This is a genomic window from Exiguobacterium sp. PvP048 (genome assembly GCF_040549175.1).
Lineage (GTDB): Bacteria > Bacillota > Bacilli > Exiguobacteriales > Exiguobacteriaceae > Exiguobacterium_A > Exiguobacterium_A artemiae.
In genome coordinates this window covers 278,481-305,098 of record NZ_JBEPSU010000001.1, presented here as the reverse complement: position 1 = coordinate 305,098, position 26,618 = coordinate 278,481, and the positions used below count along the sequence as shown (strand labels likewise).

Here is a 26,618-nt window from a genome sequence, read left to right as displayed (position 1 = left end):
TCAAACGCTATAACAAAGGACTGCTCCAATGTGTTTGGAAGCAGTCCTTTGTTGTGTAAAAAGAATCAAGTGAGAGTATAACCGCCGTCGACGATTAAGGTTTGACCGTTGATGTAGCTCGCTTTATCGGATAATAAAAAGCAGACGACTTCTGCGATTTCGGATGGATGAGCCGCTTCGCCGCGTAAATGATGTTTCATTGCTAAATCGAATTTATCTTTTCCACCGTATAAAGAATGGCTTAACTTCGTGTCGACAGGGCCAGGACAAATGGCATTAAAACGATACTTTCCGTGAAACCGGGCGGCATATGTTTTCGTAAGCGTAAGAAGAGCACTTTTGGAAGAAGCATACGGTAAGAGCATGGCAGGGAATTTAACATGTCCGACAATCGCGCTGTTGTTGACGATGGAGGCACCGCGACTCAGCCGTTTGACAGCCTGTTGAATGATTTGCTCCGGTGCATGATAATTGACTTGGAAGACTTCGGCTTGCTGTTCAGTCACCCGTTCTGGTGCGACCGGTTTTCCGAAAGTTCCGGCATTATTGAAAATACCATCGAGTGTCGGGAATTGTTCTTTTGTGTCTTCAAAAAATTGATTGATATCTGACGGGACGGATAAATCGACTGCAAAGAAGCGGATACGTCCTTCACCACGACTTTCCAAGCTGTTCCCGCGTTCCTCGTCTCGTCCAAGTGCAAGGACGGTATGTCCTTCTTGAGCCAATTGTAAGGCGGTCGCTTCACCAATTCCGCTTGTTGCACCAGTCACTAAATACGTTTTCATATTAAATCGTCCCTTCTACATAAAAGTGTGTCATCCATAACTAATCAAAGGAGGGGATACCATGTTAAGGCGTGTCCAATTACTTATGACGCTACTGTTGACGATTAGTCTGATTGGCTTTCTTTCCTATTACTGGAGTGTGTACATGGTAGGCTGGCTCTCAATCGTCATCATTCTTGTCGTACTGAGTGTTTTTGTCATCATTCTGCTTGAGAATCGGAACCCGGAACGAACGCTTGTCTGGGCGCTTGTCATGATGGCGCTTCCGGTTGTCGGTGTTTTCGTATATTTCACCTTTGGTCAAAATTATAGACGAAAAAAAATGTTTCGTCTGAAAGCGATGCTCGATGAAGAGTCTTACATTAAATATCGTACCCAGTTTGATCATGGAATACACAATCAAGTGTTCCGACATGGACATTATACGAAAGTTGTTAAACTTATCGACTCCATCAGTCGCCTGCCGATTTCGTATAATAGTCATACGAAAGTATTAACGAATGGACAAGAAAAATTTCCGCTATTATTAGCCGAGATTCGTCAAGCGGAACACCACATCCATTTGGAATACTATATCGTCCGCGATGACGAACTGGCGCTAGAGTTGCAGGAAGCATTAATTGAACGGGCGAAAGCCGGAGTGGAGATCCGTTTTTTGTATGATGCTGTCGGTTGTTTCTCGACGGATAAGTCTTACTTTAAAAAGATGGAGCTGGCGGGAATCGAAGTCCGTCCATTTTTCCCGGTCGTTCTGCCTTTCATCTCGAGTAAATCCAATTATCGGAATCACCGGAAAATCGTTGTTATTGACGGTACTGTGGCTTTCACGGGTGGAATTAACGTTGGGGACGAGTACATGGGAAAAGATAAGATGTTTGGGTTTTGGCGGGACACGCATTTGCTCGTCAGGGGAGAGGCCGTCTCGGAGCTTCAATTGATTTTTCTTCAGGATTGGTACTATATGACGGGGGAACGGTTGTTTACACCGTATTATATGAAACCGCTCGAGGTCATGGAGGAGTCGATAGGAGGCGTTCAAATTATTGCGAGCGGACCGGATGAACCCCACGAAACGATGAAGTCCCTTTACTTCGGTTTAATTACGGAAGCCCGGAGTTCTGTCTACATTGCTTCTCCTTATTTGATTCCGGACGAGGATCTGATGACTGCCTTAAAGACGGCAGCGATGTCGGGGATCGATGTCCGAATCCTCCTGCCGAGTTTTCCGGATCACAAAGTCGTTTTTTATGCCAGCCGTTCTTATTTTGATGACTTGTTATTAGCAGGTGTGAAGATTTACGAATACAACAAGGGATTCATGCACTCAAAAGTTATCGTGGTCGATGATGCGATTGCGACGATTGGCACGGCGAATATGGATTTAAGAAGTTTTCACTTGAACTTTGAAGTAAATGCCTTTTTATACGGGACAAATTCCGTCCATGAATTAACACGTGATTTTTATGAAGACTTTGCCAATTCTTCACAGGTTGAGCGTCAAGTCTTTATTCAAAGGAGTTTCAGTCAACGTTTGATCGAGTCCATTTCGCGGTTATTCTCACCGCTGCTCTAAGGAGGAGTAAGATGTTTGAGGCGATGGATGAACAGGGAAATCGAATCAACAGCCAACTGGAGACCTTCCAATCGTTAACGGACAAACTACTGTACTGTCCCTATTGCCGAACGCAACTCCGGGTCCGCCAAGGCAAGAAGCGTCTTCATTTTGTTCATATGACAGCATGTACCGGTGAATCGTCCGAACATCAATTTTGGAAAACACGGCTGGCTGTCTATTTTGAAACGTTACGATTCAAGGTCGAGATAGAAGCAGTCCGGGGACGAAGGCGGTTTGATCTTTTCATTTCGCCCGGAGAAATCGGGGTCGAGATTCAGCGTTCAAAAATGAACGCTGAAGAATGGCAACGGCGATCGTTGATTGATCAGCAAGCGGGATACGAAGTTCGCTGGATTGGTTTTCATGAGTCGGGTGGACAGCTTCTTAAGCTTGACGGTTGGATGAAGGCGGCATTCATGAAAAATGGTTACATCGATTTAATCGAGCGGGGACGAATCGTTCGTTATGTACATCCGCTTCCGTTTGCGCAACGTTTGGTATTCTGCCAACGTGTGTCTTTATCGGCGAAACAATTTCTCTTTCCGAGTCCGGTTCCCCGGCAATTCTTCGAACGGCCATGGACGACACTGATAAAAAAATATCGGCTTCGTCCATTTTTTTCTTCGCTCCCTTCCCGATACGTGCAATCTCCTCTTTATTCCTCCAACCTCCAGGTTTCTACACTCCCGTCCTGGTGTTTTCTGCCCTTATCCCCGTTGCTGTGTTTATCTGTCCATCCGTTTGAGATTCAAGTAGCTGTTTATCTACGCTTACAAGGAACTTACCTCGCAGAGCAACTGCTTGCCTTCCTCACCGAATGTTTGACGCGGTCCAAGGTTTCATATGAGTTATCCAATCTTCACCTTCTGATTGACGAATGGATGGCTATGATCGACTTTCTCCAAAATCATCTGCCTGAACTTTTTCAAACCAATACTGTTGATTTGTCGACCCGTTTGGAAGAAGATCAAAAGTTAGCAGGTGCGCTTCGTTTGTTTGTCGAAAGGGAAACAGGTATAAATGAAGTAAAGGAGTGATTTAAATGGCAGAAGTATTAACACGAAAAGACGTCAAGCAGGAAGAGACGTGGAATTTAGAATCCATTTACGAAACGAATGAGAAATGGGAAGAAGAGTTTGAGTCAGTGAAAGCGATGCTTCCGCTACTCGTCGAGTATAAGGGACGTCTTGCACAGTCGGATGCCACTTTATTTGAAGGACTTCAACTTCGGGACGAAATCTCAAGACGGCTGCATAAGCTCTATACATATGCACATATGCGTTACGATGAGAACACGGCCGACAGCTTTTATCAGGCGATGAATGACCGTGCCCGGACGCTCGCTTCGCAAATTGGAGCGACGCTCGCTTTCATGACACCCGAGCTGTTGGAAGTTCCAGAAGAAACAATTGCCTCGTACTTGGATCAGAATCCGGATCTCGCCCTTTACCGTCATGCGTTCGATGAGTTGAACCGTGAGCGGGAACACGTCTTATCGGAAGCGGAAGAGGCGATTCTTGCAAAAGCAGGCGAAGTCCTTGGACAGTCGGGAACGACGTTTGGCATGCTGAATAATGCGGATATGAAATTCCCGAAAATCAAAGGCGAGGACGGGGAAGAGGCGGAATTGACACACGGGCGGTTCATCACGTTCATGGAGTCAAAAGATCGTTCCGTCCGTGAGGCGGCGTTTAAAGCCATGTATGGAACGTATAGCCAGTATACAAATACATTGGCGTCTACGTTAGCCGGTTCCGTCAAAAAAGATAACTTTTATGCTGAGGTCCGGAAATTTAAAACAGCACGCGAATCAGCGTTACATGGAAACACGATTCCGGAACAGGTATATGACGGATTGATCGAAGCGGTTCATGAACACCTTCCGTTGTTACACCGGTATGTTGCTTTACGTAAACGGATTTTAGGTGTCGATGAACTGCATATGTATGATATGTACACACCACTGGTCAGTGAAGTGGAAATGAAGATCTCGTACGAAGAAGCAAAACAGTTGATGGTGGACGGATTAGCGCCACTAGGACCTGAATACAAACATATTCTTGAAGAAGGTCTTGCAGAACGCTGGGTCGATGTCCGTGAAACACGGGGGAAACGGAGTGGTGCCTATTCTTCAGGCGCGTACGATACGCAACCGTTCATCTTGATGAACTGGCAGGATAACGTCAACAACTTGTTTACGTTAGCACACGAGTTCGGACACTCGGTTCACAGCTACTATACACGTCAGAATCAACCCTATGCCTACGGAGATTATTCAATTTTTGTAGCAGAGGTTGCGTCGACGACAAACGAAGCACTTTTAAATGATTACCTGTTAAAACGTGTGACAGATAAAAATGAGAAATTGTATCTCCTCAACAATCAATTGGAAACATTCCGCGGAACATTATTCCGTCAGACGATGTTTGCCGAGTTTGAACATCAAATTCATGAGGCAGCTCGACTTGGACAAGCACTGACACCTGAATTCTTAACGAAGACGTATTATGCACTAAATAAAACGTATTTCGGTGATGGTATTGTATTAGATGAAGAAATCGGTTTGGAGTGGGCACGTATCCCGCATTTCTATTACAATTACTATGTCTATCAGTATGCGACAGGCATTTCTGCTGCCGCAGCGCTGACTTCACAAATCCTAGAAGAAGGGGAGCCGGCGGTCGAGCGGTATATCAATAACTTCCTCAAAGCAGGATCAAGTGATTATCCGATTGAAGTTCTGAAAGCGGCCGGCGTTGATATGACGACGAAAGCACCGGTTGAAGCTGCTCTTCGTCAATTCGAACGGGTACTCGATGAATTTGAAGCATTACTCGGAGAATGACAATTTTGTGAATTAGTGAACAAAAGAGTGTCAGGAAGGTTAAGATTCGGTTATACTAATCATGTGAAGCGAATCACATTCCCCCTGATGATTCTCTTTTCCCCCATCCAGATTCAAAAAACGACAAAGAAGCTGCTTCTACGATTAACGTGGAAGCAGCTTCTTTGTGTTAAGCATGGGCAGAATCTTTTAAGTGACGCCACACTTTACCGTCACAATACGTCAGTGAAACACATTTTTGTTGAAGCAATAACTTTTTCAATTCGTGTTCAACCTGTGCTTCTGTTGCATCATAAATAAATGCGATTTCAGAAGTGGTTGCTGTGTCATACCGTCTCAAGAATTGTTCGAGAGGAGGTTTTGCCTGCTTCTCAAACGGTTGATCTAATAATTCGTTCAGAATCGATACATAAACCAAGTATTCGTAATGGCCTTCTGCTTTGATGGCTTCCTCATCCCCGACGAAAGCAAGCGTTGGGAGAATACGTACGTCCCAGTCTGTCACCAGTTCAGTCTCTTTTTCGAGCATTAATTGAATGGTATCTGATTCGATATCACGATGGAATTCCGCTAAATCCAGACCAAATTCCGTCAATGCTTCTGCTAACCGCATCAAGGAAGAACGCGAATAAGCGCTTTTTCCTTCGACGTTATGCAACATGCGTAAACGACGCATGAACCGCATACCAAATGTTTTTCCCTGCAATTCGATCGCCTTTAGAATCAGCAGTGGTGACATATCACACGCTGATCGTGAAGGTGCGCAAGGAATGGTTGCAATCGTCCGGAGACGGAATAAATGACCGTATTCTAATTCTAATTTCTTGAGAACGGGAATCAACCGTAAACCATCCGTTTGTGTGACGTCTAGAAAATGATAAATTTCTAGTGGTTTCGTCGGTTGTTGAATTGATGGTTCGTCCAATGAACAATATGATCCGTTGCATTGTTCGTGTTCCATCCGTTCACCCCTTTTCTTTTAATATCGTTACCCTATTTTAGCAACGAAAAAAAAGAAAGAGCAAAGGTTTTGCTTGTACATTTCTACACGATTAACGTGTAAGCGCTTTACGATCCATGAAACGGACGATTTTATTTTTCGTTTCACGGACTGGAATTTCGTTTGTTTGCAACAGTTCTTCGAACGCAAGTTTGCCGGCTGCGTAGTCCGTCACTTCGAATTCAAGCTCATAATCCGTCGTGCCTAAATACGTACTTTGATCCAACACCAACAACCCACTCGGCAATTGTTTTTCAAAACGTTCGGTTTCAAGACGGCCCAAATGTTCAAGCGAAGTCGTTAATTCAAACTTTTCCAATTGTTGATTCATCTCAGCAGAGTGAATCAGACCATACTGGAATAAATCTTCAGCCTCTTGTTCGGACAATGTCACATGTGTTTCCAGTAATCCATCGTCTTGCGGTTCTTTTAACGTCAACACCAATCCGGTTTTCTTTTCACGGATACGCAGAGCGGCACCATGATTGCGAAGTTCGAACGCCGGGGTATCGAAATAGTCATTTGCTTGCCACACAGAAGACCCGGATGTATTGTACCGTTCCATTAATTTTTTGTATTCAGATTCGTTTAACAGGTTTTTAAATTCAATTTCCATTTCTTGTCTCATTTCCGACCACACCTTTCTAGTTGAATGCTTGAAAATATGATACCATGAATGGTGTAGTGGAACGAATTGAACTAACAATTTAGACTAAAAGTGGTGACAATAACGATGACAAAAGAAAATTGGGACTTATTTCTCGCACCGTATCAAATCGCAGTGGATGAATTAAAAGTAAAATTAAAAGCCATTCGAAAACAATTTCAACAACGTGGGGAACATTCACCGATTGAATTTGTCACAGGACGTGTCAAACCTGTAAAGAGTATCTTACAGAAGGCTGAACGAAAATCGATTGATATCGAGTTGCTGGAACAGGACATGCAGGACATAGCAGGTCTCCGGATCATGTGCCAATTCGTGGATGACATCATCCATGTCTTAGAATTGTTGCGTTCCCGGGGAGACTTTAAGATTGTTGAAGAACGAAACTATATTACACAAAAGAAGGAAAGCGGCTATCGTTCGTACCACATCATCATTGCTTATCCGGTCCAAACGATTGAAGGGGAAATCCCGACACTCGTCGAGATTCAGATCCGGACACTCGCAATGAACTTTTGGGCAACGATTGAACATTCCTTGAATTATAAATACCAGGGAAATATTCCGGAAGAGACACGGGAACGCTTGCGACGTGCGGCTGAAGCGGCGTTTCTGCTCGATGCGGAGATGAGTCAGCTGAAAGTAGAGATACAAGATGCTCAAGTCGTTTTACATGAACGAGAGGCGACCGAAGCAAAGAATCGAGCAAAAGAGTAGGAGGATGACGATGCGTTTTGCGGTTACGGCGCGGGGCGATGAACGTTCCCATATGCTGAAGGAACAATTAGAACAGGCGTTGATCGAACGAGGAAGTCATCGAGACGTCGTTACTCCTGAAATCGTGATTTCAATCGGCGGGGATGGTACGATGCTGCAAGCTTTCCACTCTTATTTGGACCAGGTCGAGGAAATCACACTGGTCGGAATTCACACCGGACACCTCGGGTTTTATGCCGACTGGCGACCGGAAGAGATGGATGAATTGATTCAACATATCGCAGACGACAATATAGCGACCGTTGAATATCCGCTGCTTGAATTATCGATTGATTATGCTGATGGATCGACGAATAAACTGTTGGCATTAAATGAATGTACGATTAAAAGCTTTAATCAGACACTCGTCTGCGATCTGTCGATTCGTGGCGATTATTTTGAAACGTTTCGGGGAGACGGTCTATGCATCTCCACGCCGTCCGGCTCAACAGCTTATAATAAAGCGCTTGGCGGGGCAATCGTGCATCCGGCACTCGAAGCGATTCAGATTACAGAAATGGCATCGATCAATAATCGCGTGTACCGGACGATTGGTTCCCCGATGTTATTGCCGAAGCACCATGATGTCGAGATTCGGCCGGTCAATCCGATTGATTTTCAATTGACGTACGATCATTATGCTTCGATTGTGCATCAAAACGTTAAATCGATTCGTTGTCGTGTATCGGATAAAAAGGTCAAATTCGCTCGATTCCGTTCTTTCCCGTTTTGGCAAAGGGTCCGGGAGTCGTTTTTAGCAGAAGAAAGAAGTTAATTAAAAGAGGTAACGTGATGGCATTTCAAATTGAACAACAAGTAACTTCCATTGAAGACGGATGGAGTGTCGGTCATTTTTGTACGACACGTCTTCATATTTCCCGAAAAATGTTAGTGTCGATTAAACACCACGGAGATATTTTGCGGAATGAAAAACATGTCAACGTAAACGAACCTGTTCATGCAGGAGACCGGATTCATGTCCGGTTTCCGGAAGAACAGCCTGCACAGGATATGCATGCGACGAGCGGAGAACTCGATATTCTTTTTGAAGATGACTGGTTGCTGATTGTCAATAAACCGCCGGGAATGGCCTCGATTCCGTCTCGACTTCATCCGGAGCGGTCTTTATCGAATTTTGTTCTCGGTTATTACCGGCAACATCAGATCCCGTATGCGATTCATATCGTCAATCGATTGGACCGGGATACAAGTGGACTGGTCGTTTTTGCGAAACATGCCCTTGCGCATCATCAGTTGAGTAAGATGCAACAGAACGGCTTGCTTGATCGCCGTTACATCGCATTGATCGAAGGAACCCTCCCGCCTCAAACGATTGACCTTCCGATTGGTCAAACCGATCATTCCTTTATGGAACGAATGGTCCGGGAAGACGGGCAACAGGCGATCACGCATATCTTAACCAGTGAGCCAATCACTGCGTTTTCGCATGGATTGTCTCGGTTAACGATTAAATTGGAAACGGGCAGGACGCACCAAATCCGGGTTCACCTCGCGGCACTTGGTCATCCGTTAGTCGGAGACACGATGTATAAAGGGACACCATTGATTGCGAGACAAGCATTACACAGTGCGTCTGCGACGTTCCCGCATCCGGGGACAGGTGAGATGATGACGTTTACGGCACCGTTGCCGGACGACTTATGTCTTTCATGAACAGAAAAAGAGTGGCACCCGACTGGATGCCACTCTTTTTTGACGTTAATCTTCATCAAACATGGAGATGCGGGACTGTGAAGCGATGGCCATAATTAAGCCGAGTCCAACCAGGTTAACGATCATCGTCGACCCTCCGTAACTAATGAAGGGAAGCGGGAGACCGGTGATCGGTAAGACCCCCATCGTCATCCCGATGTTTTGGAAGATCTGGAATGTGAACATCGCGACGTATCCTGTCACGATATACGTTCCAAACGGATCTGCTGTTTCCAGCGCGATTTGAATCAACCGGTAGATGAATAGGAACAGGATAATTAGAACGACAGCCGCACCGATAAAGCCGTAGTGAGCTGAAATCGCAGTGAAGATAAAATCGGTGTGCAGTTCGGGAACCGATACTTGAAGTTTTCCGTACCCGACACCAAACATCTGTCCTGAACCGATAGCGTTAATCGACTGGACCAACTGATAGGAAAGGTCATCCGCATATTCAAACGGTTGTAACCAAGCCATGATCCGGTTCATCGCATGCCCCGGGAAGAAGGTGGCAAGTAAATCATTTTGGAAATAAAACAGATAAAAGAATCCGACGATTGCGACAGCCAACAAGCCGAACATCGTAAGTAACCATTTCCAGTTCAAGCCGGACAGTAACATGGCACAAGCCAAAATGACACAGAGGATCAAGCCGATTCCTAAGTCGGGTTGAATGATAATCAAAGCGAGTGGAAGCAATGTGAGAGCGACCATCTTGACTAAGAGCAGGAAGTCCCGCTCATGCTGGACGTACCGGGCGTTGTGTTCCGAGATGACGGCAGCGAGTGAGACAATCAAGAAAAACTTCATGAACTCAGCCGGCTGAACGGTTCCGATGACCGGGAACTGATACCAACCGTAGGCTCCTTTAATATTTGCGACCAACGGTGTCCCTCGTAAGACGACAAGACCAATCAGGGAGACAATTCCTGCCCCGTATAAGTACCAATGGAAACGTTTCAGTTGCTCATAATCGATGAGAATGACGACAGACAGTGCGATAAATCCGATGATATACCACTGAATCTGCTTAGCCATGAAATTGATTTCACTGATTGCCCCTTGTAAAAAAGGTTGCGCGGTATAGATTGCGATGACACTGACGACCATCAAACAACCGAGCAAAAAAAGCAACGTGTTATCATAACGTTGTGTAAATGATTTAAAACGGTTCATTCCATCCCTACTTTCTGTCTCTTTCTATATTACCGTAATTTATCAAAATCGCAATATCAAGAGCGATGGTTGACAGAAGCGTTACGTTTTTGTAACCTAGATATAGGTGTTATTACCAGGTACTAATTTAAGGGGGAACTCATAATGAATATTTATCCTTCGCTTGAGGGAAAGACGTATGTTGTAATGGGTGTCATCAATCAACGGTCAATCGCATGGGGAATCGCACGTGCTCTTGATGCAGCAGGTGCAAGTCTTGCCTTTACGTATGTCGGAGAACGTTTTAAGGCACCACTCGAAAAGTTAGGTCAAGAACTTTCACGACCGGCTACTTACTACACATGTGATGTGACGAGCGATGCTGAAATCGAACAGGTATTTGAAACGATTCATGCTGATCACGGGAAGATTTCAGGAATTGCCCACTCGATTGCTTTTGCCGATAAAGAAGCCTTGCGCGGTGAATTCTCGGGTGTGACACGTGAACAGTTTGCGCAAGCACTTGATATCTCGGCATACAGCCTGACAGCTGTCGTGAAAGCGGCAAAAGACTTCTTCACGGAAGATGCTTCTGTCATTACATTGACGTATCTCGGTGGCGAAAAAATGGTTCCGAACTATAACGTGATGGGCGTCGCAAAAGCGGCACTCGATGCAAGTGTCCGTTACTTAGCAGCAGAATACGGAAAGCAGGGCGTTCGCGTCAATGCGATTTCAGCCGGTCCGGTCCGGACGGTTTCTGCAAAAGGTGTCGGCGATTTCAATTCAATTCTTGAAAGTATCGAAGAGCGGGCTCCGCTTCACCGTAACGTCACGACAGAACAAATCGGTCAAAGCGGATTGTTCCTCTTGTCCCAAATGTCGAGTGGTGTCACAGGTGAGATTCTGCACGTCGACAGCGGTTTCCATATCTTATAATAAGATTTCGGGTACATTCTGAACGATACGGTACAGCTGAAACCAGGGGAAACTCTGGTTTTTTGTTTTTCTTAAAGCGATTTTGGGAATAACAGAATAACGAGCTGAAGTAGAGGGAGGACATCATATGTACCAGGTAGATTTTACGGTGGTCCAGTATGTGAACCGGCAAGTAAGGGTCGACTTGGAACGAAAGACAGAACCGGTCGCCCGTATCAATCCGATTAAACGTGTCGAGCCGTATCATGCCGAATTAGAAGAACAAGCTAATGCTTATGGAGTTTTGCCAGAACTAAAACTTCCCGGTCGCAAGTTCGACCGGGAAGTTTGATGTTATTGACCTGTAAATCGGAACGTTTCGTACACACTCCAAGAACCGTTTTCGAGCTCATACAGCAGAGCCATCTTAGTGACATCTTCTTGGAAGCGGATATCCTCCATCTTCAATCGTTCGAGAACGTCGAATAATTCGACATCGGATAAATCCTGACCGATTGTGATGTGAGGTAAGAAATCATACTTGGGTGTGTGACTCAAATCACCCGTGTGCAAAGCCTGATGTAATTGTTCCAATTCATCCGTCGGCATGACTTTTAAAAATAAGACATTATTCGTCGGGTGGAAAGAACGAGCTCCTTGAATGTGAAGTGAAACTGGTTTCGTTTGCTCCGCTACTTTGTTGAGAGCTGTTACGATGGAATCAAGTTCAGTATCATCGATATTGATCCGCTCCCGCATCGTAATGTGTGGTGTAATCAACGCATACTTGGAATCGTACCGTTTGCGGTATGAATTCGCAAAGTCCTGAATTCGTTTCGATGGAAACAAAACTACCCCGATGTTCATCGAAAATCCCCTACTTTCCCCTGAAATGATAACGCTTTACAGGATAATCATGACGGATTATCCGCGTGATGTCAAAGAAGTTTGAGGAGAGAGGAGCAATCCGTGTATACTTGTGAAGAACTTTGTCAGAGAGGTGGATTTTGTCATGAAAGAAAAAGCACATTCTAAAGAAGTAAAACAAGCAGCAATCGATAAGCTGCATGAGCGGGGCGTCACGATTCACGCGATTGCTGAAATCGTGTATCAAATGCAAGCACCATACACGATTGAACTGACGCTTGAAACATGTCTCAGCTCTGTAGAGCGTGTTCTCGAAAAGCGGGAATTGCAACATGCAATTCTTGTTGGGGCAGAACTCGATATTTTAGCCGAAAAAGGACTGTTGTCTGAACCGCTTTTATCCATCATTCGCAGTGATGAAGGTTTGTTTGGCGTGGATGAGACGATTGCGATCGGAGCCGTCAATACGTACGGATCGATTGCCGTCACAACATTTGGTTATTTGGATAAGGCGAAGGTCGGAATTATTAAAGAACTCGATACGAAGGTCAATGACGGACGGGTCAATACGTTCATGGATGACATCGTTGCCGCGATCGCTGCCAATGCGTCCGGTCGTCTCGCGCACCGATTGCGTGATAAAGAAGACTATTCGGCAGAAGAACTCGAACAACGGAAAGGGACGTATTGATGAAATTAAACCGAAAAGCATTAGTCGTTTCAGGCATTGCGTTCATCATTTTCATAGGGATTGCCATCTCGATCCGATTGACGGGATATTTTTTGTTTGACGCGCAACTGTCGAACCGTATGTCGAAACAAGTACCGGCTGACTATGTCAGTTGGTTCACGCAATTAGGCTCGGGAGTAGGGGCTGTGACGATGACCGTCCTTTTGACCGCCATCAGTTATTACCTGTGGCGTGATCGTGTAGGGAGTATTTGGTATCTGTCAAACTTTTTGGCAGTGGCTGTTCTCAATCAGGTCGCTAAAGTAATTTTTGTCCGGGACCGTCCGTCACTCAATGAGTTGGTCGGCGGAGTCGGCTACAGTTTTCCAAGCGGTCATTCTTCAATGGCTTTCGCGGTGTACGGTGGTTTTTTGATTCTGAGTTGGCGATTTTTAAACCGATCCGGGAAAGTGATCTTAGGTATCTTTCTTAGTCTGTTGATCTTGGCCATGGGATCGTCCCGTATTATCTTAAACGTTCATTACTTCTCGGATGTAGTCGGTGGTTTTTGTTTTGCTGCCTTCATCCTTTGTCTGTCCTATGCCTTCATTTCACCGCGACGGAAACAAAAGGAGACGCATCATGTTACTACTTGATATCGATCACAGTCTGCTTTTTGATGAAGCCGCGATGAAAAAGATTGCCGTTCCTACTTTATTGGTAGAACGAGTGGGAGAAGAAAAACGGTTTATGACGATGCGGACGCATTTACGATTAAAGCGTCTGGTCGAAAAAAACGGCTTGATTCCATTTACGAGTCGTACGTTTGAGGCATTCCGTCAGTTGGAGTTGTTTCAAATCGATGCAAAGCCGAAATGGGCGATTCTCGAAAGCGGGAGGATTTTACTGAAAGACGGCAAACCGGATAAACGTTATGAAAACTGGTTGCGTCAACATGACGAAGAGGCTTCGCTTGAAACGGTACTCCGTTACCTGGAGGAAGTGGAACAGTTGAGTTGGACGGTATATCCATCGGAAGCGTGGGCAGAACGGATCCGTCGTCCGCATCAGACGATTCGGCGGGAAGAAGACGAAGCAAAGATGCTGGATGATGTCTTTAAGCAGATGAAATTCTAGTCTTAAATAACATTTACCGAATGAGGACACTTGATAAAAGGTCCCATTCGGTTTTTTTTGTCCGGTTTTGTTATGTGGATTATTAAAAAAGATGATTCCGATATGGTATCGGAATCATCCCAAAGCCGCCTGATCAGCGGAACTATTATAATGATAGGGTCTCCAGGAGAAGATGTCGTCAATCATCGATTGACCGTCAAATCATCGAACCAATATACACCGACTGTTTCAGATCCAGCATGTGTCAGGATAGATGGACCGAATTGTGTAATTTCGATCGAAATCTGAGGCAGTTTCGTCTGCAACAAATCACGTAATTGTTCGGCAGAAGACCGCGCCAGTGTATGGCCGATGTAGAGGGTCTGATTGTATAATCCGAACTGTTCGATTTTAGAAGCAATCTCGGATGACATTTCCTGAAAAGCTTTTTTGATGGAACGCACTTTCTTAAACGGAACGAGTTTACCGACCTCATCGAACTTAACGATCGGTTTAATGTTCAGCATGTTGGCAAGCAAAAACTGACTGCTCGACACACGTCCACTTCGACGCATCGTCTCCATATTGCCGATGATCAGATAAAAATGAGAATGGTGTTTGAACTGTTCCAAGACCTGCATGACTTCTTCCGGCTGTTTCCCGGCTTGCGCCATTTCGATCGAAAGGCGTAACATATTTTGTTGGTTGGCAGCACCGGTATAGGAGTCGATGGCATATAATTTAAAGCCGACAGCATCTGCAGCAGCGACAGAGCTGGCATAAGTACCGCTCAATCCGCTTGTGATGTGAACAGCATACGCATAATCATAACCTTCTGCCTGCAAATGTTCGTAAAGTTCAACCAACTCACCAAACGAAGGCTGTGAAGTCGTCGGGATGACAGAAGAGCTTTCGCGCATTTTTTGATCCAGTTGTTCGATCGACAAGTCAGTATATTCCCGATAGGACTCTCCGTTGATGATGATGACTGTTGGTACGACATGGACTCCGAGTTTTTCAGCTTCCCCCGGTGGGAAAAAGGCCATACTATCGGTAATCCAAGCAATCTTATCCATTAAAGCGACGCCTCCAGTAGAATTTCATTTTTTTAATCATACCATGCGATGAAAGCGGCATCACTAGCCAATCCGTTTTTCAGGAATAGAATCAGAAGAATCGTGTCTAATCGATGAACTGATGAAGAATATAATCAAAGCAGGCAGAAGCCAGGCTAGGCTTTTGTCGGATAACGGTAAGGCAGAATATACAGTAACTACCGGATCCGGCAAAACTTTTAATGTGTGGAGAGCAGTTAATAACGAGAACAGGGCAGTAATCGATAAAGTGGCTCTGTACACGAACGACGGTTTTTTAAGCAATGAACGGATAAAGGTCAAACCAATCAATACGATGACAATAGGATAAAGGAACATTAAGACAGGTACCGCAATTGCCAGTAATGCATCAAGTCCGACAATGGAAATCAAGAAACCTAGAACGGTTGTGATTGTACCCGTGAGCGGAAGCGTGAGACGTGTCGAAAGTGACATCATATATTCTGAAAAAGCTGTGACAAGACCGACGGATGTCGTTAAACAAGCTAGCAAAATAGCAACTCCTAAAATCATCAAACCAATCGTGCCAAAAGTACTTTCGGCGTATTGTTGTAATAAGGAAGGGCCGTCGATCATCCCGACTGCTCCAAAGCTGTTTCGACCAATGAAACCAAGTCCGGTATAAACCAACGTCAATGATAATGCAGCAATCAATCCGGCTTGAGTCACAGTCTTCAATTGGACTTTTCGACTTTTTAAACCGCGAGCATGTAGCGTATGCAGGACGATGACGCCAAATACAAGGGCGCCAAGAGCGTCGAGCGTCAAGTATCCTTGAAGAAATCCTTGGATGAATGCATCTGTAAAACCATTGTACGAGGAATGAGGAGGTTGAACGGCCGATAATGGCTTTAAAATACTGCTGATGCTCAGTGTCGCGAGTGCCAAAAGTAACAACGGGGTGATGAAACGACCAATGATATCAAGAAGTTTACCCGGTTTGAGAACAAGATATAACGTGACTAAAAAGAAAAGAGAAGAAGAAATCAGTAGTGTCGTTTGACTAGGTCCATTCAAGAAAGGGGCGACACCAAGTTCGTATGTGACGACGGAAGTCCGCGGAATTCCGAAAAAAGGGCCAATGGCGACATATAAGGCAAACGTCAATAGAGCTCCGACGAATTTTGGAAGTGGATTAGCAAGCGTGCTGATGCCCCCGCCGACCCATGCGACAGCAATTAATCCCGTCAGAGGTAACCCGACACCGGTAACGATGAAGCCGAGCATTGCAGGGAAAAATTCTGTTCCAGCCAGAGCACCAAGTTCAGGAGGGAAAATTAAATTACCCGCACCAAAGAACAATGCGAAAATCATAAAACCTAAAGCAAATACGTCTTTTTTACTCATAATATATCTTACCTCCTGTTTTTTTTACGTTATTCACTATATCATCGGATGCGAGATGATGAAAGAATTTTTAGAAAATTCATTTGTTTTCAAGGCTTATTTTTTGACTTCAACAAAAAAAGCCCACGACACGGTTAGAAAATCTCTAACGGTGACGTGAGCAACATGTTGCAGTGATGATGAAATAAAGGAGTAAATGGTTTTAGCTAGACGCCATGAAGCGACTCTTTTTTTGTCGTCTTAATTTATGGAGGAGCCAAGCGTGAACGACTTCGCACGATTGACGAGGGAGGGTCAGTTCCACGAGCGGTTCTTGTTGCTGACCACGGATAATGAATAATCCTGTTTCTTCATCAATAGGTGAGATAGTCATTGAGCTCGCTTCATTCAATGATACCTTCAGTTCGCCGGTTGTCGCATCCTTCAATTTCAGGATGTTTCCGTTCGTTGCAAACTTGGTGAATGAACCGATACCGTTCACTTTTAACTGATCCATGCTAAATTCCTCCTTCGGTTGATACAGACTTAAATTAAATCATCAGAAAATCAGTTCCAACTTCTAGCTTCCAAAAGGTTAATCTCATTATAACGAAGTCTGCAGCAGATACCAGTCTTAATTTATGTGAAAATTCCAACAAATTAGTAACGGTATTGTCATATAGAGGATTATGCAAAAAACGAGCAAAAATAGCAGTTTGAAAAATATGAAAAAACTATCCTGTTATTAAGTCATAAATAGGATTGGGATCATTGTAACTCCAAACTCCAGCTTTTTTTGCGGTGGATCAACTCGCCGCGCAAGACGATGGATTCTTTTTTTGTTTCCAGGTCTTCTTTCAGGACATGCATGTCTTCATATCGACCGGCGATATAAACTGGAATGGTCGTTTGACGTGTGAACATCGATTGCCGTGTATGCGTGAAATCAATTAAGATTCCTTCTTGCAGCAATTGCCGAAGATTAATGATGATTTCAGCTGTAAGTGGTGAGGCAGTCGGGATGCGGAGTTCCCGGCGGATTTTTTGTTGCAACAACGTTGACAGGACTTGTTCGATACTTGACCAATCTTTTAAATAAGCCGTTGCTTGTGTCCCGTTGTGCTCACTGAAATAGGCCCATTCATTGTCGACGGTAGTCATGAACGGACTGGGCATTCCACGTTTCATATGCATTAAAAATAACAGCTCTGCGATTTCAACATCTGTGAGGATATCGAGAGAATGAGAAGAACGGATATCGATGGCATTCAGGGGAAAACGTTCGACATCGCTCGATTGAACGAATTGTTCTACTTCATGGGACTCGACATAATGAAAGGCGGTCCGAGAAGAATGTTTGACAGATTTAAAAGCGGCTCCAGAAACGAGTAGAGGACTCTTTGAATCAATGGATGTGATAAAGTCTCCAAAAGTGACGCCGGACATCGTCAAACGATTGTTTTCGGCATCTTGATATAGATAGAGCAGGGAATTGGACATAAACAAGCGACTTCCTTTCGTGGTCAGGACATGAATAATTTCAATAGTAGCAAAACTTCTCAGCAGCGAAAAGGGTATTTCCTTCTGAAAACGGGCATAATATAGAAAAGAGGTGATTGGGTATGTGGGGGTTGAGAAAACCATTCCCGGAACTAAAAACAGAACGATTCATCCTGAGAGAGTTGGAAAACAAAGATGCACGGGACTTATTCAAGATTCTGTCGGATGACGAGGTCATGTATTATTACGGTTCTGATCCGCTGGTCACAGTGTATGAAGCCAAAAATGTCATCAGTTATTTTAAAGAACAGTTCACTCAAGGAAAAGCAATCCGGTGGGCGATTGCTGATCAACAAACGAATCAATTGATTGGAACGATTGGATTTCATAATTGGTTGACCCAGTATCACCGGGCTGAAATCGGATTTGAAGTCAGTCAGGACTATTGGCAACAAGGAGTGGCTTCGGAAGCAGCACGAGCGGTACTGACACACGGATTCGAAGATTTTGCTTTGCACCGGATCAGTGCTTTGGTTGCACCTGAAAACATTGCCTCCAATGCCTTGGTTCAAAAACTCGGTTTTCAGGCAGAAGGATTACTTGAAGACTATGCTTACAGTCATGGACGATTCATGGATTTAACGATATACCGAATGCTTGCATCGGAATGGAAAGGATGACTAGTTGAATGTCAAAACAACCACTTGTTTTATTACATGGTTTTGCCGGAGGAACAGATTATTTTAGTCGGGTTGAAGCGAGACTGCGTTTGTCATTTGATGTACTCGTACTTGCTTTACCCGGTCATGAGGGACAATCGGTCGGTCCTGATACAATTGAAGGATTTGCTGCATGGGTAATGAAGGATCTTGAACGAAGAGGTATCGAACGGCCCATTTTGATCGGTCATTCATTCGGGGGTTACATCGTCTCATCGATTGTCGAAACCTATTCGGAAAAAATCAGCGGATTTGGACTTGTCTATTCGACCGCTAAAGCAGATACAGACGACGCTAAACAAAAAAGAAATCAAAATATCAGCCGGGTTCAGGAAATCGGCGTGCGGGAATTCGTTGACGGATTAGTGCCCGGGTTGTTTGCAGAAGGAACAGATGCGATGATCGTCTCAGAAGCAAAGGAAATCGGCTACATGATGACGGTCGAAGGAGCCATTCGGGCGTTGACGGCGATGCGTGATCGAAGAGATTTGACACCAGTCTTAAGCCGGACAAGCGTTCCGGGAGTGATTATACATGGTGAGAAGGATCCGTTGATTTCAGAAGACAGTGCGTTTGCACCTCAAAACGAGCGGGTCATCAAGCGATCGACGGACAGCAGCCACATGGGTATGCTCGAGACACCGGATGCATTTTGTGAGATTCTAGAAGAAGTTTTCTCGGAAGAACATGCGTAAACGCAGTCTTGCCGATAAGCGTTCACCGCGTGGTGGGCGCTTTCTTGCTTCTTTTTGATAGGATCTGAAAACAAAAGCGTATGCGTTGCATTTTGAAACGAATTTCTGAATGATAAAAGGGGGAGGGATTAAGATGAAGATTATAGCAATTGAACCAACACCAAGTCCGAACAATATGAAGGTCATCGTCGATGAAACGTTTTCGGAGAAGGGACAAACATTTGAACATGCATTCGGTGCACCGGACCACGTCGCAAAATTACTGGAGATTCCAGGCATTAAATCAGTATATCAAGTCAGTGATTTTTTAGCTGTCGAACGGTTTCCGAAATATGATTGGCGGACGTTAGTCATCGAGATTCGTCGGTCGTTTGGTGAAATACTCAGTGATGTTGAAAGACATGAAACGGATGAGGCATTTGAGCCTGTTCATCTGTTTATCCAATTTATTTTAGGCGTACCGATGCAGCTAAAAGGAGTCAAAGGATTAGAAGAAAAACGTCACGGATTACCCGACCGGTTCCGGGAAGCCGCACTATTCGTTCAGCCTTATGTCAAAAATGTCATCAGTGACCGCCGGTGGGTTGAGCAAGCACCGCGTTACGGTGATTTGGATGAAAGTTTGGAGGAAGTGGCCCAAGAAATTGAAGTCGCGTATCCACCAGAGCGGATAGACCGTTTAAAAACCATCGCTTCTGGAGAAGAAGTGACATTTGACGGACAAGCGTTAACTTCGTCCGATTGGAAACAGCGTTTTGCAGCGCTTGACGAACTGCCAATCGAACTGGACTGGATTCCGGCCTATGCGAAGCTGCTTCAGGATGAAAAGATGCAGATCAGAAGACAAGCCGTAGTCAAACTTGGCATGTTTGAAGAAAATCGATTGGAACTATTGGACTATATTACGAATGCCTTGCATGATCCTTCAAGCAGTGTCCGACGAACTGCGGGAGATACGATTTCTGACTGGGCCTTGCCGGAGGCAGAAGTAATGATGATGGAAGCCTTGACGGATAAAAATAAACTGGTACGTTGGCGTGCGGCACGCTTTTTATTTGATGTCGGAACGGAACAATCGATTCCACGCCTAAAAGAAGCCGTACAAGATAAGGAATATGAAGTCGCGCTTCAGGCGGAACTCGCACTGGCCCGGATTGAAAGTGGGGAAGAAGCACTAGGTACGGTTTGGCAACAAATGAATCGAATGTCAGGTGAAAGTTCATAAGAACTTCAAATAAACGGTGTGCGAAGAACCATTCGACAAAATAACAAGTGAGATGTCTAGGTATATTTTCCCTTCTAACTAAGGGAAATGGGAAAAAATGAATATTATTTTGTAATGGTTTTGAAATGGAATTGAAATGTGTTGATAAAACGCCATTTTAAAGATGTATACAGCAACTATCTCGATGTTCCAAAAAATGGTTGTATTTTTTGGAATAAAGTTTTGACACGAAATGTCGAACGAGAATTTTCCGGTGTTTTTTCTGTTTTGATAAAGTGAAATCACAATAACTGATTCGAATTCAAACGGCTATTTTGGTTTGACTGACATCTGACATAACAAAGGAGATTCGGGGATATGATACTTTTTGCTGAAACAGACTTAGCGGTAGGGTACAAAGAACGCACAGCTTCAGGAGTGTTCGTGACGATTGAGACAGTGGACAGCCGGACGATTACACTTGTGGCACCTGCAACGGCAACGGACGCCATTTGCGATGAATTGTTTGTGACGGGGATCGAACAATTATTTTCTCCATCAAAAATGACAGCAACGATTCCGGTTGCTTAATTTATGAATTGAAGAGGCAGGATGAGGGCGAACCTTATCCTGCCTCTTTTTTGTGCTAAAATTGTTAAGTGAGAAGAGAGGGGGCGTTGTTTTGAAATGGATTATACGGATATCGTGTGTATGTGTCCTGACGTTGATTTTAGCCGGGTGTAACCAGCAGGAACAGGAAAAGCCAGCGACACAAGACGATGCGGTACAACCGATTGAAATCAAGGTGTCCGGCAAACTGCTCGAATCCAATACGGTTTTGGCTGTCGTGGAATTAAAGAATCCGAATGAGCAAGCATTGACTCTGACATTCCCGACATCCCAACGGTTTGAATTGAAAATCAAGGATGCGGATCAAAAAGTACTGTATACTTTTTCGCAAGAGCAGGTATTTACGCAAGCCATCGAACAAGAACGGTTTAAAGGACTGGAGACTAAACGGTACGAAGTAAAAGTCGAGCTTCCGCCTTCCAGTCATCCGACCCGGATCGAAGCGATGACCATCCGACAAGTGAAGGATCAATCGACGTCCATCACGAAAGCGGAAAGTGAGCTTTTGAACTAAGGAAGACATGATGAAAAATGAAGGAGTGTGACGGTTTCATGCAACAGGAAATCATTCAAGTGACGGGAGTCAAACCAGTCATTGACGCTGAAGAAGAGATTAAGCAACGCGTTCAATTCTTAAAAGAGTATCTTGTGCATACAGGAGCAAAAGGACTTGTTCTTGGAATCTCGGGAGGACAAGATTCTTCGTTAGCCGGTCGTCTTTGTCAAATCGCGGTTGAGGAGTTACGCAGTGAGACGAATCGCGATTATCAATTCTACGCTGTACGATTACCGTATGGTCAACAACAAGACGAGTCGGATGCCCAGCTTGCCCTGTCCTTCATCCGTCCGGATCATGCGTTACGCGTGGACATCAAGCCGGTCGTCGCTGCTTCCATGGCTTCTTTTGAACAAGCGACAGGAGACGTCTTGTCTGATTTTAGTAAAGGAAATACAAAAGCGCGGGAACGGATGAAAGTACAGTATGATATAGCGGCCCATTACGGCTGTCTCGTCGTCGGAACCGATCATGCAGCTGAATTCGTGACCGGGTTTTATACGAAACACGGAGACGGTGCTTGTGATTTGACGCCATTGACCGGTTTGAACAAGCGACAGGGAAAACAACTGTTACGTCAATTACAGGCACCTGAAGGACTGATTGAAAAGGTACCGACAGCAGATTTAGAAGATAACCAGCCGGGGTTGCCGGATGAACAAGCACTCGGCATGACGTACAATGAAATTGATGACTACTTGGAGGGGAAAACCATCTCCGCTGAAAGTCAGGCTAAACTCGAAGCTCAGTATAAACGGGTTGGCCATAAACACCATATGCCGGTTTCACCCCTGGATACGTGGTGGAAATAAGGAATGACCTGCAGACGACAGCTGAAAGTGCTGTCGTTTTTTTCGTCTAAAAAGCGGGAAAAGAGTTAAAACAAACCATTGAGTAAGAGAGCTTGACTGGAGGGAACAGAATGGAATCGATAGCAGTCGTCGGTGGTGGACTGGCAGGGTTATCCGTTGCTGCCTTGCTTGCGAAACAAGGGAAACAGGTACAACTTTATGATGCCGCGATGTTAGGCGGCAGAGCGACCTCACAACGCATTAAAGGCTATACATTCAATTACGGGGCGCATGCGATATACGGGCGTGATCAGTCCGTCTTAAAGACGATCATAAAAAATCTGAAATTAGAGATTACCTGGCTGGACTTTTCTTCGGCAAAAGCAAAATATGAATTTTCCGGTCATTTAACGGCTGCTCCCGCCAATGCAATCGGTCTCTTAAAAACAGAAGTGATAGGCGGAACGGATAAACTTCGTTTCACATGGGAAGTCGTGAAAACCGTTCTCCGGCTTGAAAAAGGGGAGCCGGAGTTGTCAATTGGTCAATGGTTGATACGGGAAAAAACGGAGGAAGATGTGTCCCGTCTGATGCTTGATCTGGCCTCCAGCAATTTTTTTACGACCGAACCGGAAAACATTCCGTCAGTCGTCTATTTTGACTATTACCGCAAACTCTTTCGGACACGAAAGCCGGTCTCCTATATCGCCGGAGGATGGCAAGTTTTAATTGATGAACTGGAACGGGTCATCCAAGAACAAGGCGGAACCATCCATCGGAAAACTAAAATCACGGCGATTGAAGAATATGAACAAGGATATCAGTTACGTGACCGGAAAAAGACCGAATGGATTGTGAACCGGGTTGTCCTGGCGCTTCCTCCCCGGGATATGCGGAAACTGGCATTGCCGGCATCCGTTCAATCCTTCATCGAACCATTTGCGCAGTACGAACCGGTGGAAGTTCTCGTATATGATGTCGGGATCAGTCCATACCTCAAAACACCGTTTTCATATGTGTACGACCGTACACATCAACTGTTCGTAACGGATCTATCCCATTACGATCCGAGTATCGCGCCGAAAGATGGTCAAGTCTTACAGGTTGTTGCTTATCTTGCCCACCCAGAAGTCGGAAATCCGGATTATCTGGCAGAAAAGGTCCAACACATTCACCGGCTCCTTGATCAACATTATCCGACATGGCAGGAACGTCTCGTCGTCGAGCGGACAATGAAACGGGCAATCGTTCAAGAAATCAAATGGAAAATGGGCCAAAGCGGATTACCTAATTTTATGCAGGACGGACCAAAGGAGACGATGGCGTTTGTCGGGGATTGGTGTGAAGGAGAAGGGCAGTTATCGGAATTATCCTTCTCGAGCGCGTTGAACGTGGCAGCGACTTGGAAATAAAAAAAAACGCTCATTGAGCGTTTTTTTTATTTGGATAAAAGGCGAGGATGACCAAAAGCGTAAATGCAATCAAACTCATCATCGGAATCGTCAGGAAGCCAAAATAATTGACCCATTTGATGAGACAACCATTTGTACAGAGCGCTTCGCCATCCGGTAATCGTTCGAGTACGACGTGGTAGGCCGCGACTGCGAACCCGAGTAATGTATACAAGCGAAGGAAAAATCCGTCGACCGGGCGATTGCGGAACAAGGATACGAGCAGATAGATGGCGGTCGTATACATGAACAGACGTTGCCACCAACATAATGGACAAGGAATGAATCCCCGGACCTCACTGAAATACAGACTGCCTAAAGTAGCGACCGTTGAGACGATCAACATAAAATGATACCGTGACATATGTACCTTCCTCTCTAACGTGTTAAACTAATGCCATCTTATATCATGAGGAGTCGAATCATACATTGCAAGTGTCGGAAATGGAAATGTTGATTACGTTGTCAGAAGAATTGAACATGAGACGGGCAGCCGAACGTCTTTTTGTATCGCAGCCTGCCCTCAGCCAACGTTTGGTCGCAATCGAGCGGCGCTGGGCAACCAAGCTGTTCATTCGTTCATCCCGTGGGCTGAGTATTACTCCGCAAGGCGAAAAAGTCATCGGTCTCGCCAAGGAGATGAACCGGAAAGAACTGGAGCTTAAAAGTGAATTGACGGCAGAAGAGGGAGCCGTTTACGGGACACTTCGGATTGCAGTCGCGTCCATTATGGGACAATACTGGCTTCCCCGTGTTCTGAAACGATTTGTCGAACGGTATCCGCATGTCCGTGTCCAATTGGTCACAGGGTGGTCAAGTGAAATGATGCGTCATATGCTGGAAGAACATTTTCACATCGGCATCATCCGCGGAAATCCCGATTGGAAAGGCGTGAAGGAACGGCTGTTTTCCGATCCGCTGTATTTAGTCGACAGTGAACTGACGTCGTTGGAACAGTTGCGGAAGACAGAACGTCCTTTTATCCAGTTCAAGAGCGATTCGACCTATTATCAGGAAATTTTAGAATGGTGGCAGGATCGTTTTTCGAGTCCGCCGGCCCGGACGCTCGTCGTCGACCAGATTGAAACGTGTAAACAGATGGCACTTCACGGGATTGGTTTTGCCATCTTGCCGGAATCGACGATCCATGAAGCGAGTGAAGTGATGCAGATTCCGCTCAAAACGTCATCCGGTAAAATTTTAAAGCGGGACACGTGGATTCTATCAACGGAGTCGATGCTTGAATTAAAACAAGTCCAAGCGTTTTGGGACATTGTCAAAGAAGAAGGAGGAAGTCAGTCAGATGGAATACGCAATTGAAATGCGCCGAGAACTTCATAAAATACCGGAACCTGGTTTTAAGGAGTTTAAAACGCAAGCATTTATCCTTGATCAAATCCGATCATACCCGGAAGATCGGGTCAGTTACGATACATTCGAAACAGGAGTATTTGTCCGTGTGAAAGGATTAACCGGAAATCGGACGATTGGATACCGGGCGGATATCGACGGATTACCGATTGAAGAAGCAACGGGACTGCCATTTTGTTCCGAGCATCCGGGGTTCATGCACGCCTGCGGCCATGATGTGCATGCATCAATTGCCCTCGGTCTGTTACGCCGAATCGTTGAACTGCCGGTCATGGATGATGTCGTTTTCCTGTTCCAACCAGCTGAAGAAGGTCCGGGTGGGGCAGAACCGATGATTAAAAGTCCGCTGTTTGAAAAATATCGTCCGAGTGAGATGTATGGTCTGCATGTCGCACCGGAGTATCCGGTCGGAACGATTGCCAGCCGTCCGGGTGTCTTGTTTGCGAGTGCACGGGAAGTTCATATCACGATTTATGGACAGAGCGGTCATGCTGCGTTCCCCCATTTGACGATTGATACAGTCGTTGCGCAGGCAGCGTTAATCATGCAGCTGCAGACGATTGTCAGCCGCTCGATCAATCCAATGAACTGCAGTGTCATCACGATCGGGAAAGTAGATGCAGGAATTCGGGAGAATGTCATTGCCGGTCGGGCGTTACTCGACGGAACGATGCGGGCGCTTAACGGAACAGATATGGAAAAGTTAGAGCAACGTGTCCGGGATATCATCCGCGGCATCGAAGCTTCATTCGGCGTCAAAATCGATCTGCAGTTCGGAAATCGGTATTATGAAGTCGTCAACGATCAACGCGTCGTTGATAAATTCTCATCCTTCGTCAAAATGAATGCGAATTACATTGAGTGTGATGCTGCCATGACGGGAGAAGATTTTGGTTTCATGTTAAAAGAAATTCCCGGCATGATGTTTTGGCTCGGGGTGAATAATGCAACATCCGGATTACATCAACCGACCTTGAATCCGGACGAAGAAGCCATCCCCTTCGTCATCAATTTACTGGATCATTATTTCCGCGAATACGTCTAAATAAAAGACGTGACAATCGGCTCTTTATTCATGAAAAAATGGATAAAGGGCTTTCATTTTATAGAAGAGAACAGTTTTCGAACGTTTTGTGAAATAAATCACGAG

The 26,618-nt window shown here is 45.1% G+C and carries 30 protein-coding genes; 20 read left to right on the top strand and 10 right to left on the bottom strand.

The features are described from left to right. Positions 1–65: 65 nt before the first annotated feature. Positions 66–788, bottom strand: a complete 723-nt coding sequence (locus ABIC15_RS01580) for an SDR family NAD(P)-dependent oxidoreductase (protein ID WP_214763588.1) — start codon at positions 786–788, stop codon at positions 66–68. Between the two features lie 61 nt (positions 789–849). On the opposite strand from ABIC15_RS01580, the gene cls reads away from it, so the two are divergent. The 3 genes from cls to pepF are packed head-to-tail and all read left to right on the top strand — an operon-like array spanning position 850 to position 5,248. Next, complete coding sequence (gene cls / locus ABIC15_RS01575; RefSeq protein ID WP_214763591.1) at positions 850–2,361, top strand: cardiolipin synthase; 1,512 nt, start codon at positions 850–852, stop codon at positions 2,359–2,361. Between the two features lie 11 nt (positions 2,362–2,372). Beyond that, the gene (locus tag ABIC15_RS01570) at positions 2,373–3,440 is read left to right on the top strand and encodes a competence protein CoiA family protein (protein ID WP_012370916.1); all 1,068 of its coding nucleotides are present in this window, start codon (positions 2,373–2,375) and stop codon (positions 3,438–3,440) included. A 5-nt stretch (positions 3,441–3,445) separates the two neighbouring features. Continuing rightward, positions 3,446–5,248: an oligoendopeptidase F gene (gene pepF, locus ABIC15_RS01565; RefSeq protein ID WP_012370915.1), complete on the top strand. Its 1,803-nt coding sequence runs from the start codon at positions 3,446–3,448 to the stop codon at positions 5,246–5,248. 169 nt (positions 5,249–5,417) lie between these two features. On the opposite strand, the gene ABIC15_RS01560 is transcribed toward pepF, so the two are convergent. Then, the gene (locus tag ABIC15_RS01560) at positions 5,418–6,209 is read right to left on the bottom strand and encodes a DsbA family protein (protein WP_012370914.1); all 792 of its coding nucleotides are present in this window, start codon (positions 6,207–6,209) and stop codon (positions 5,418–5,420) included. Between the two features lie 91 nt (positions 6,210–6,300). After that, positions 6,301–6,876 carry a CYTH domain-containing protein gene (locus ABIC15_RS01555; protein WP_234944530.1) on the bottom strand — a complete coding sequence of 192 codons (576 nt, stop codon included), beginning with the start codon at positions 6,874–6,876 and terminating at the stop codon, positions 6,301–6,303. A 105-nt stretch (positions 6,877–6,981) separates the two neighbouring features. Here ABIC15_RS01555 and yjbM point away from each other — a divergent pair, with 105 nt between their 5' ends. The 3 genes from yjbM to ABIC15_RS01540 are packed head-to-tail and all read left to right on the top strand — an operon-like array spanning position 6,982 to position 9,345. After that, on the top strand, positions 6,982–7,632 hold the full coding sequence (gene yjbM, locus ABIC15_RS01550) for a GTP diphosphokinase (RefSeq protein ID WP_012370912.1): 651 nt from the start codon (positions 6,982–6,984) through the stop codon (positions 7,630–7,632). A 10-nt stretch (positions 7,633–7,642) separates the two neighbouring features. Continuing rightward, the gene (locus tag ABIC15_RS01545; RefSeq protein ID WP_012370911.1) at positions 7,643–8,446 is read left to right on the top strand and encodes an NAD kinase; all 804 of its coding nucleotides are present in this window, start codon (positions 7,643–7,645) and stop codon (positions 8,444–8,446) included. 17 nt (positions 8,447–8,463) lie between these two features. After that, entirely contained in the window at positions 8,464–9,345 is an 882-nt protein-coding gene (locus ABIC15_RS01540) for an RluA family pseudouridine synthase (protein ID WP_354019547.1), read from the top strand. Between the two features lie 45 nt (positions 9,346–9,390). On the opposite strand, the gene ABIC15_RS01535 is transcribed toward ABIC15_RS01540, so the two are convergent. Further along, positions 9,391–10,560, bottom strand: a complete 1,170-nt coding sequence (locus ABIC15_RS01535; protein ID WP_012370909.1) for an FtsW/RodA/SpoVE family cell cycle protein — start codon at positions 10,558–10,560, stop codon at positions 9,391–9,393. A gap of 144 nt (positions 10,561–10,704) precedes the next feature. On the opposite strand from ABIC15_RS01535, the gene fabI reads away from it, so the two are divergent. Both fabI and ABIC15_RS01525 read left to right on the top strand, forming a co-directional pair. Continuing rightward, the gene (gene fabI, locus ABIC15_RS01530) at positions 10,705–11,478 is read left to right on the top strand and encodes an enoyl-ACP reductase FabI (protein WP_012370908.1); all 774 of its coding nucleotides are present in this window, start codon (positions 10,705–10,707) and stop codon (positions 11,476–11,478) included. 127 nt (positions 11,479–11,605) lie between these two features. Further along, positions 11,606–11,809 carry a hypothetical protein gene (locus tag ABIC15_RS01525; protein ID WP_012370907.1) on the top strand — a complete coding sequence of 68 codons (204 nt, stop codon included), beginning with the start codon at positions 11,606–11,608 and terminating at the stop codon, positions 11,807–11,809. A 2-nt stretch (positions 11,810–11,811) separates the two neighbouring features. Here ABIC15_RS01525 and ABIC15_RS01520 read toward each other — a convergent pair whose 3' ends face one another. Continuing rightward, positions 11,812–12,324, bottom strand: coding sequence for a YjcG family protein (locus ABIC15_RS01520; RefSeq protein WP_012370906.1), 513 nt, complete (start codon positions 12,322–12,324; stop codon positions 11,812–11,814). 145 nt (positions 12,325–12,469) lie between these two features. Here ABIC15_RS01520 and ABIC15_RS01515 point away from each other — a divergent pair, with 145 nt between their 5' ends. The 3 genes from ABIC15_RS01515 to ABIC15_RS01505 are packed head-to-tail and all read left to right on the top strand — an operon-like array spanning position 12,470 to position 14,131. Continuing rightward, positions 12,470–13,015 carry a phosphatidylglycerophosphatase A family protein gene (locus ABIC15_RS01515; protein WP_012370905.1) on the top strand — a complete coding sequence of 182 codons (546 nt, stop codon included), beginning with the start codon at positions 12,470–12,472 and terminating at the stop codon, positions 13,013–13,015. After that, the gene (locus tag ABIC15_RS01510) at positions 13,015–13,650 is read left to right on the top strand and encodes a phosphatase PAP2 family protein (protein ID WP_012370904.1); all 636 of its coding nucleotides are present in this window, start codon (positions 13,015–13,017) and stop codon (positions 13,648–13,650) included. The genes ABIC15_RS01515 and ABIC15_RS01510 overlap by 1 nt, the downstream gene beginning before the upstream one ends. Then, a complete protein-coding gene (locus ABIC15_RS01505) occupies positions 13,637–14,131 on the top strand; it encodes an HAD family hydrolase (protein WP_012370903.1) in 495 nt (164 codons plus the stop codon). Before ABIC15_RS01510 ends, ABIC15_RS01505 begins: the two co-directional genes overlap by 14 nt. Before the next feature lie 182 nt (positions 14,132–14,313). Here the strand turns inward: ABIC15_RS01505 and ABIC15_RS01500 are convergent, their stop codons facing one another. The 4 genes from ABIC15_RS01500 to ABIC15_RS01485 form a co-directional block, all read right to left on the bottom strand. Continuing rightward, a complete protein-coding gene (locus ABIC15_RS01500; RefSeq protein WP_012370902.1) occupies positions 14,314–15,186 on the bottom strand; it encodes a DegV family protein in 873 nt (290 codons plus the stop codon). A 63-nt stretch (positions 15,187–15,249) separates the two neighbouring features. Continuing rightward, positions 15,250–16,572, bottom strand: coding sequence for a branched-chain amino acid transport system II carrier protein (gene brnQ, locus ABIC15_RS01495; protein ID WP_354019546.1), 1,323 nt, complete (start codon positions 16,570–16,572; stop codon positions 15,250–15,252). A gap of 202 nt (positions 16,573–16,774) precedes the next feature. Then, entirely contained in the window at positions 16,775–17,068 is a 294-nt protein-coding gene (locus ABIC15_RS01490) for a hypothetical protein (RefSeq protein WP_012370900.1), read from the bottom strand. 251 nt (positions 17,069–17,319) lie between these two features. Then, positions 17,320–18,051: a hypothetical protein gene (locus tag ABIC15_RS01485; RefSeq protein ID WP_012370899.1), complete on the bottom strand. Its 732-nt coding sequence runs from the start codon at positions 18,049–18,051 to the stop codon at positions 17,320–17,322. 122 nt (positions 18,052–18,173) lie between these two features. On the opposite strand from ABIC15_RS01485, the gene ABIC15_RS01480 reads away from it, so the two are divergent. The 7 genes from ABIC15_RS01480 to ABIC15_RS01450 all read left to right on the top strand — a co-directional run bounded on the left by ABIC15_RS01480 (position 18,174) and on the right by ABIC15_RS01450 (position 24,058). Next, the gene (locus ABIC15_RS01480) at positions 18,174–18,731 is read left to right on the top strand and encodes a GNAT family N-acetyltransferase (protein ID WP_012370898.1); all 558 of its coding nucleotides are present in this window, start codon (positions 18,174–18,176) and stop codon (positions 18,729–18,731) included. An 8-nt stretch (positions 18,732–18,739) separates the two neighbouring features. Then, entirely contained in the window at positions 18,740–19,465 is a 726-nt protein-coding gene (locus ABIC15_RS01475) for an alpha/beta fold hydrolase (protein WP_012370897.1), read from the top strand. A gap of 133 nt (positions 19,466–19,598) precedes the next feature. After that, positions 19,599–20,690, top strand: a complete 1,092-nt coding sequence (locus tag ABIC15_RS01470; RefSeq protein WP_012370896.1) for a virulence factor — start codon at positions 19,599–19,601, stop codon at positions 20,688–20,690. A gap of 357 nt (positions 20,691–21,047) precedes the next feature. Next, complete coding sequence (locus ABIC15_RS01465; RefSeq protein WP_012370895.1) at positions 21,048–21,260, top strand: hypothetical protein; 213 nt, start codon at positions 21,048–21,050, stop codon at positions 21,258–21,260. A gap of 91 nt (positions 21,261–21,351) precedes the next feature. Then, positions 21,352–21,813, top strand: a complete 462-nt coding sequence (locus ABIC15_RS01460) for a BsuPI-related putative proteinase inhibitor (protein ID WP_012370894.1) — start codon at positions 21,352–21,354, stop codon at positions 21,811–21,813. 38 nt (positions 21,814–21,851) lie between these two features. Next, positions 21,852–22,667 (top strand): ammonia-dependent NAD(+) synthetase, encoded by an 816-nt coding sequence (nadE, locus tag ABIC15_RS01455; protein ID WP_354019545.1) that lies wholly within the window; start codon positions 21,852–21,854, stop codon positions 22,665–22,667. Positions 22,668–22,777: 110 nt separating this feature from the next. Beyond that, a complete protein-coding gene (locus ABIC15_RS01450; protein WP_012370892.1) occupies positions 22,778–24,058 on the top strand; it encodes a protoporphyrinogen/coproporphyrinogen oxidase in 1,281 nt (426 codons plus the stop codon). A 10-nt stretch (positions 24,059–24,068) separates the two neighbouring features. Here ABIC15_RS01450 and ABIC15_RS01445 read toward each other — a convergent pair whose 3' ends face one another. Next, complete coding sequence (locus ABIC15_RS01445; RefSeq protein ID WP_012370891.1) at positions 24,069–24,461, bottom strand: disulfide bond formation protein B; 393 nt, start codon at positions 24,459–24,461, stop codon at positions 24,069–24,071. A gap of 65 nt (positions 24,462–24,526) precedes the next feature. Here ABIC15_RS01445 and ABIC15_RS01440 point away from each other — a divergent pair, with 65 nt between their 5' ends. Next, positions 24,527–25,417, top strand: coding sequence for a transcriptional regulator CcpC (locus tag ABIC15_RS01440; RefSeq protein ID WP_012370890.1), 891 nt, complete (start codon positions 24,527–24,529; stop codon positions 25,415–25,417). Further along, a complete protein-coding gene (locus ABIC15_RS01435) occupies positions 25,401–26,513 on the top strand; it encodes an N-acetyldiaminopimelate deacetylase (protein WP_012370889.1) in 1,113 nt (370 codons plus the stop codon). Before ABIC15_RS01440 ends, ABIC15_RS01435 begins: the two co-directional genes overlap by 17 nt. Positions 26,514–26,618: the final 105 nt, after the last annotated feature.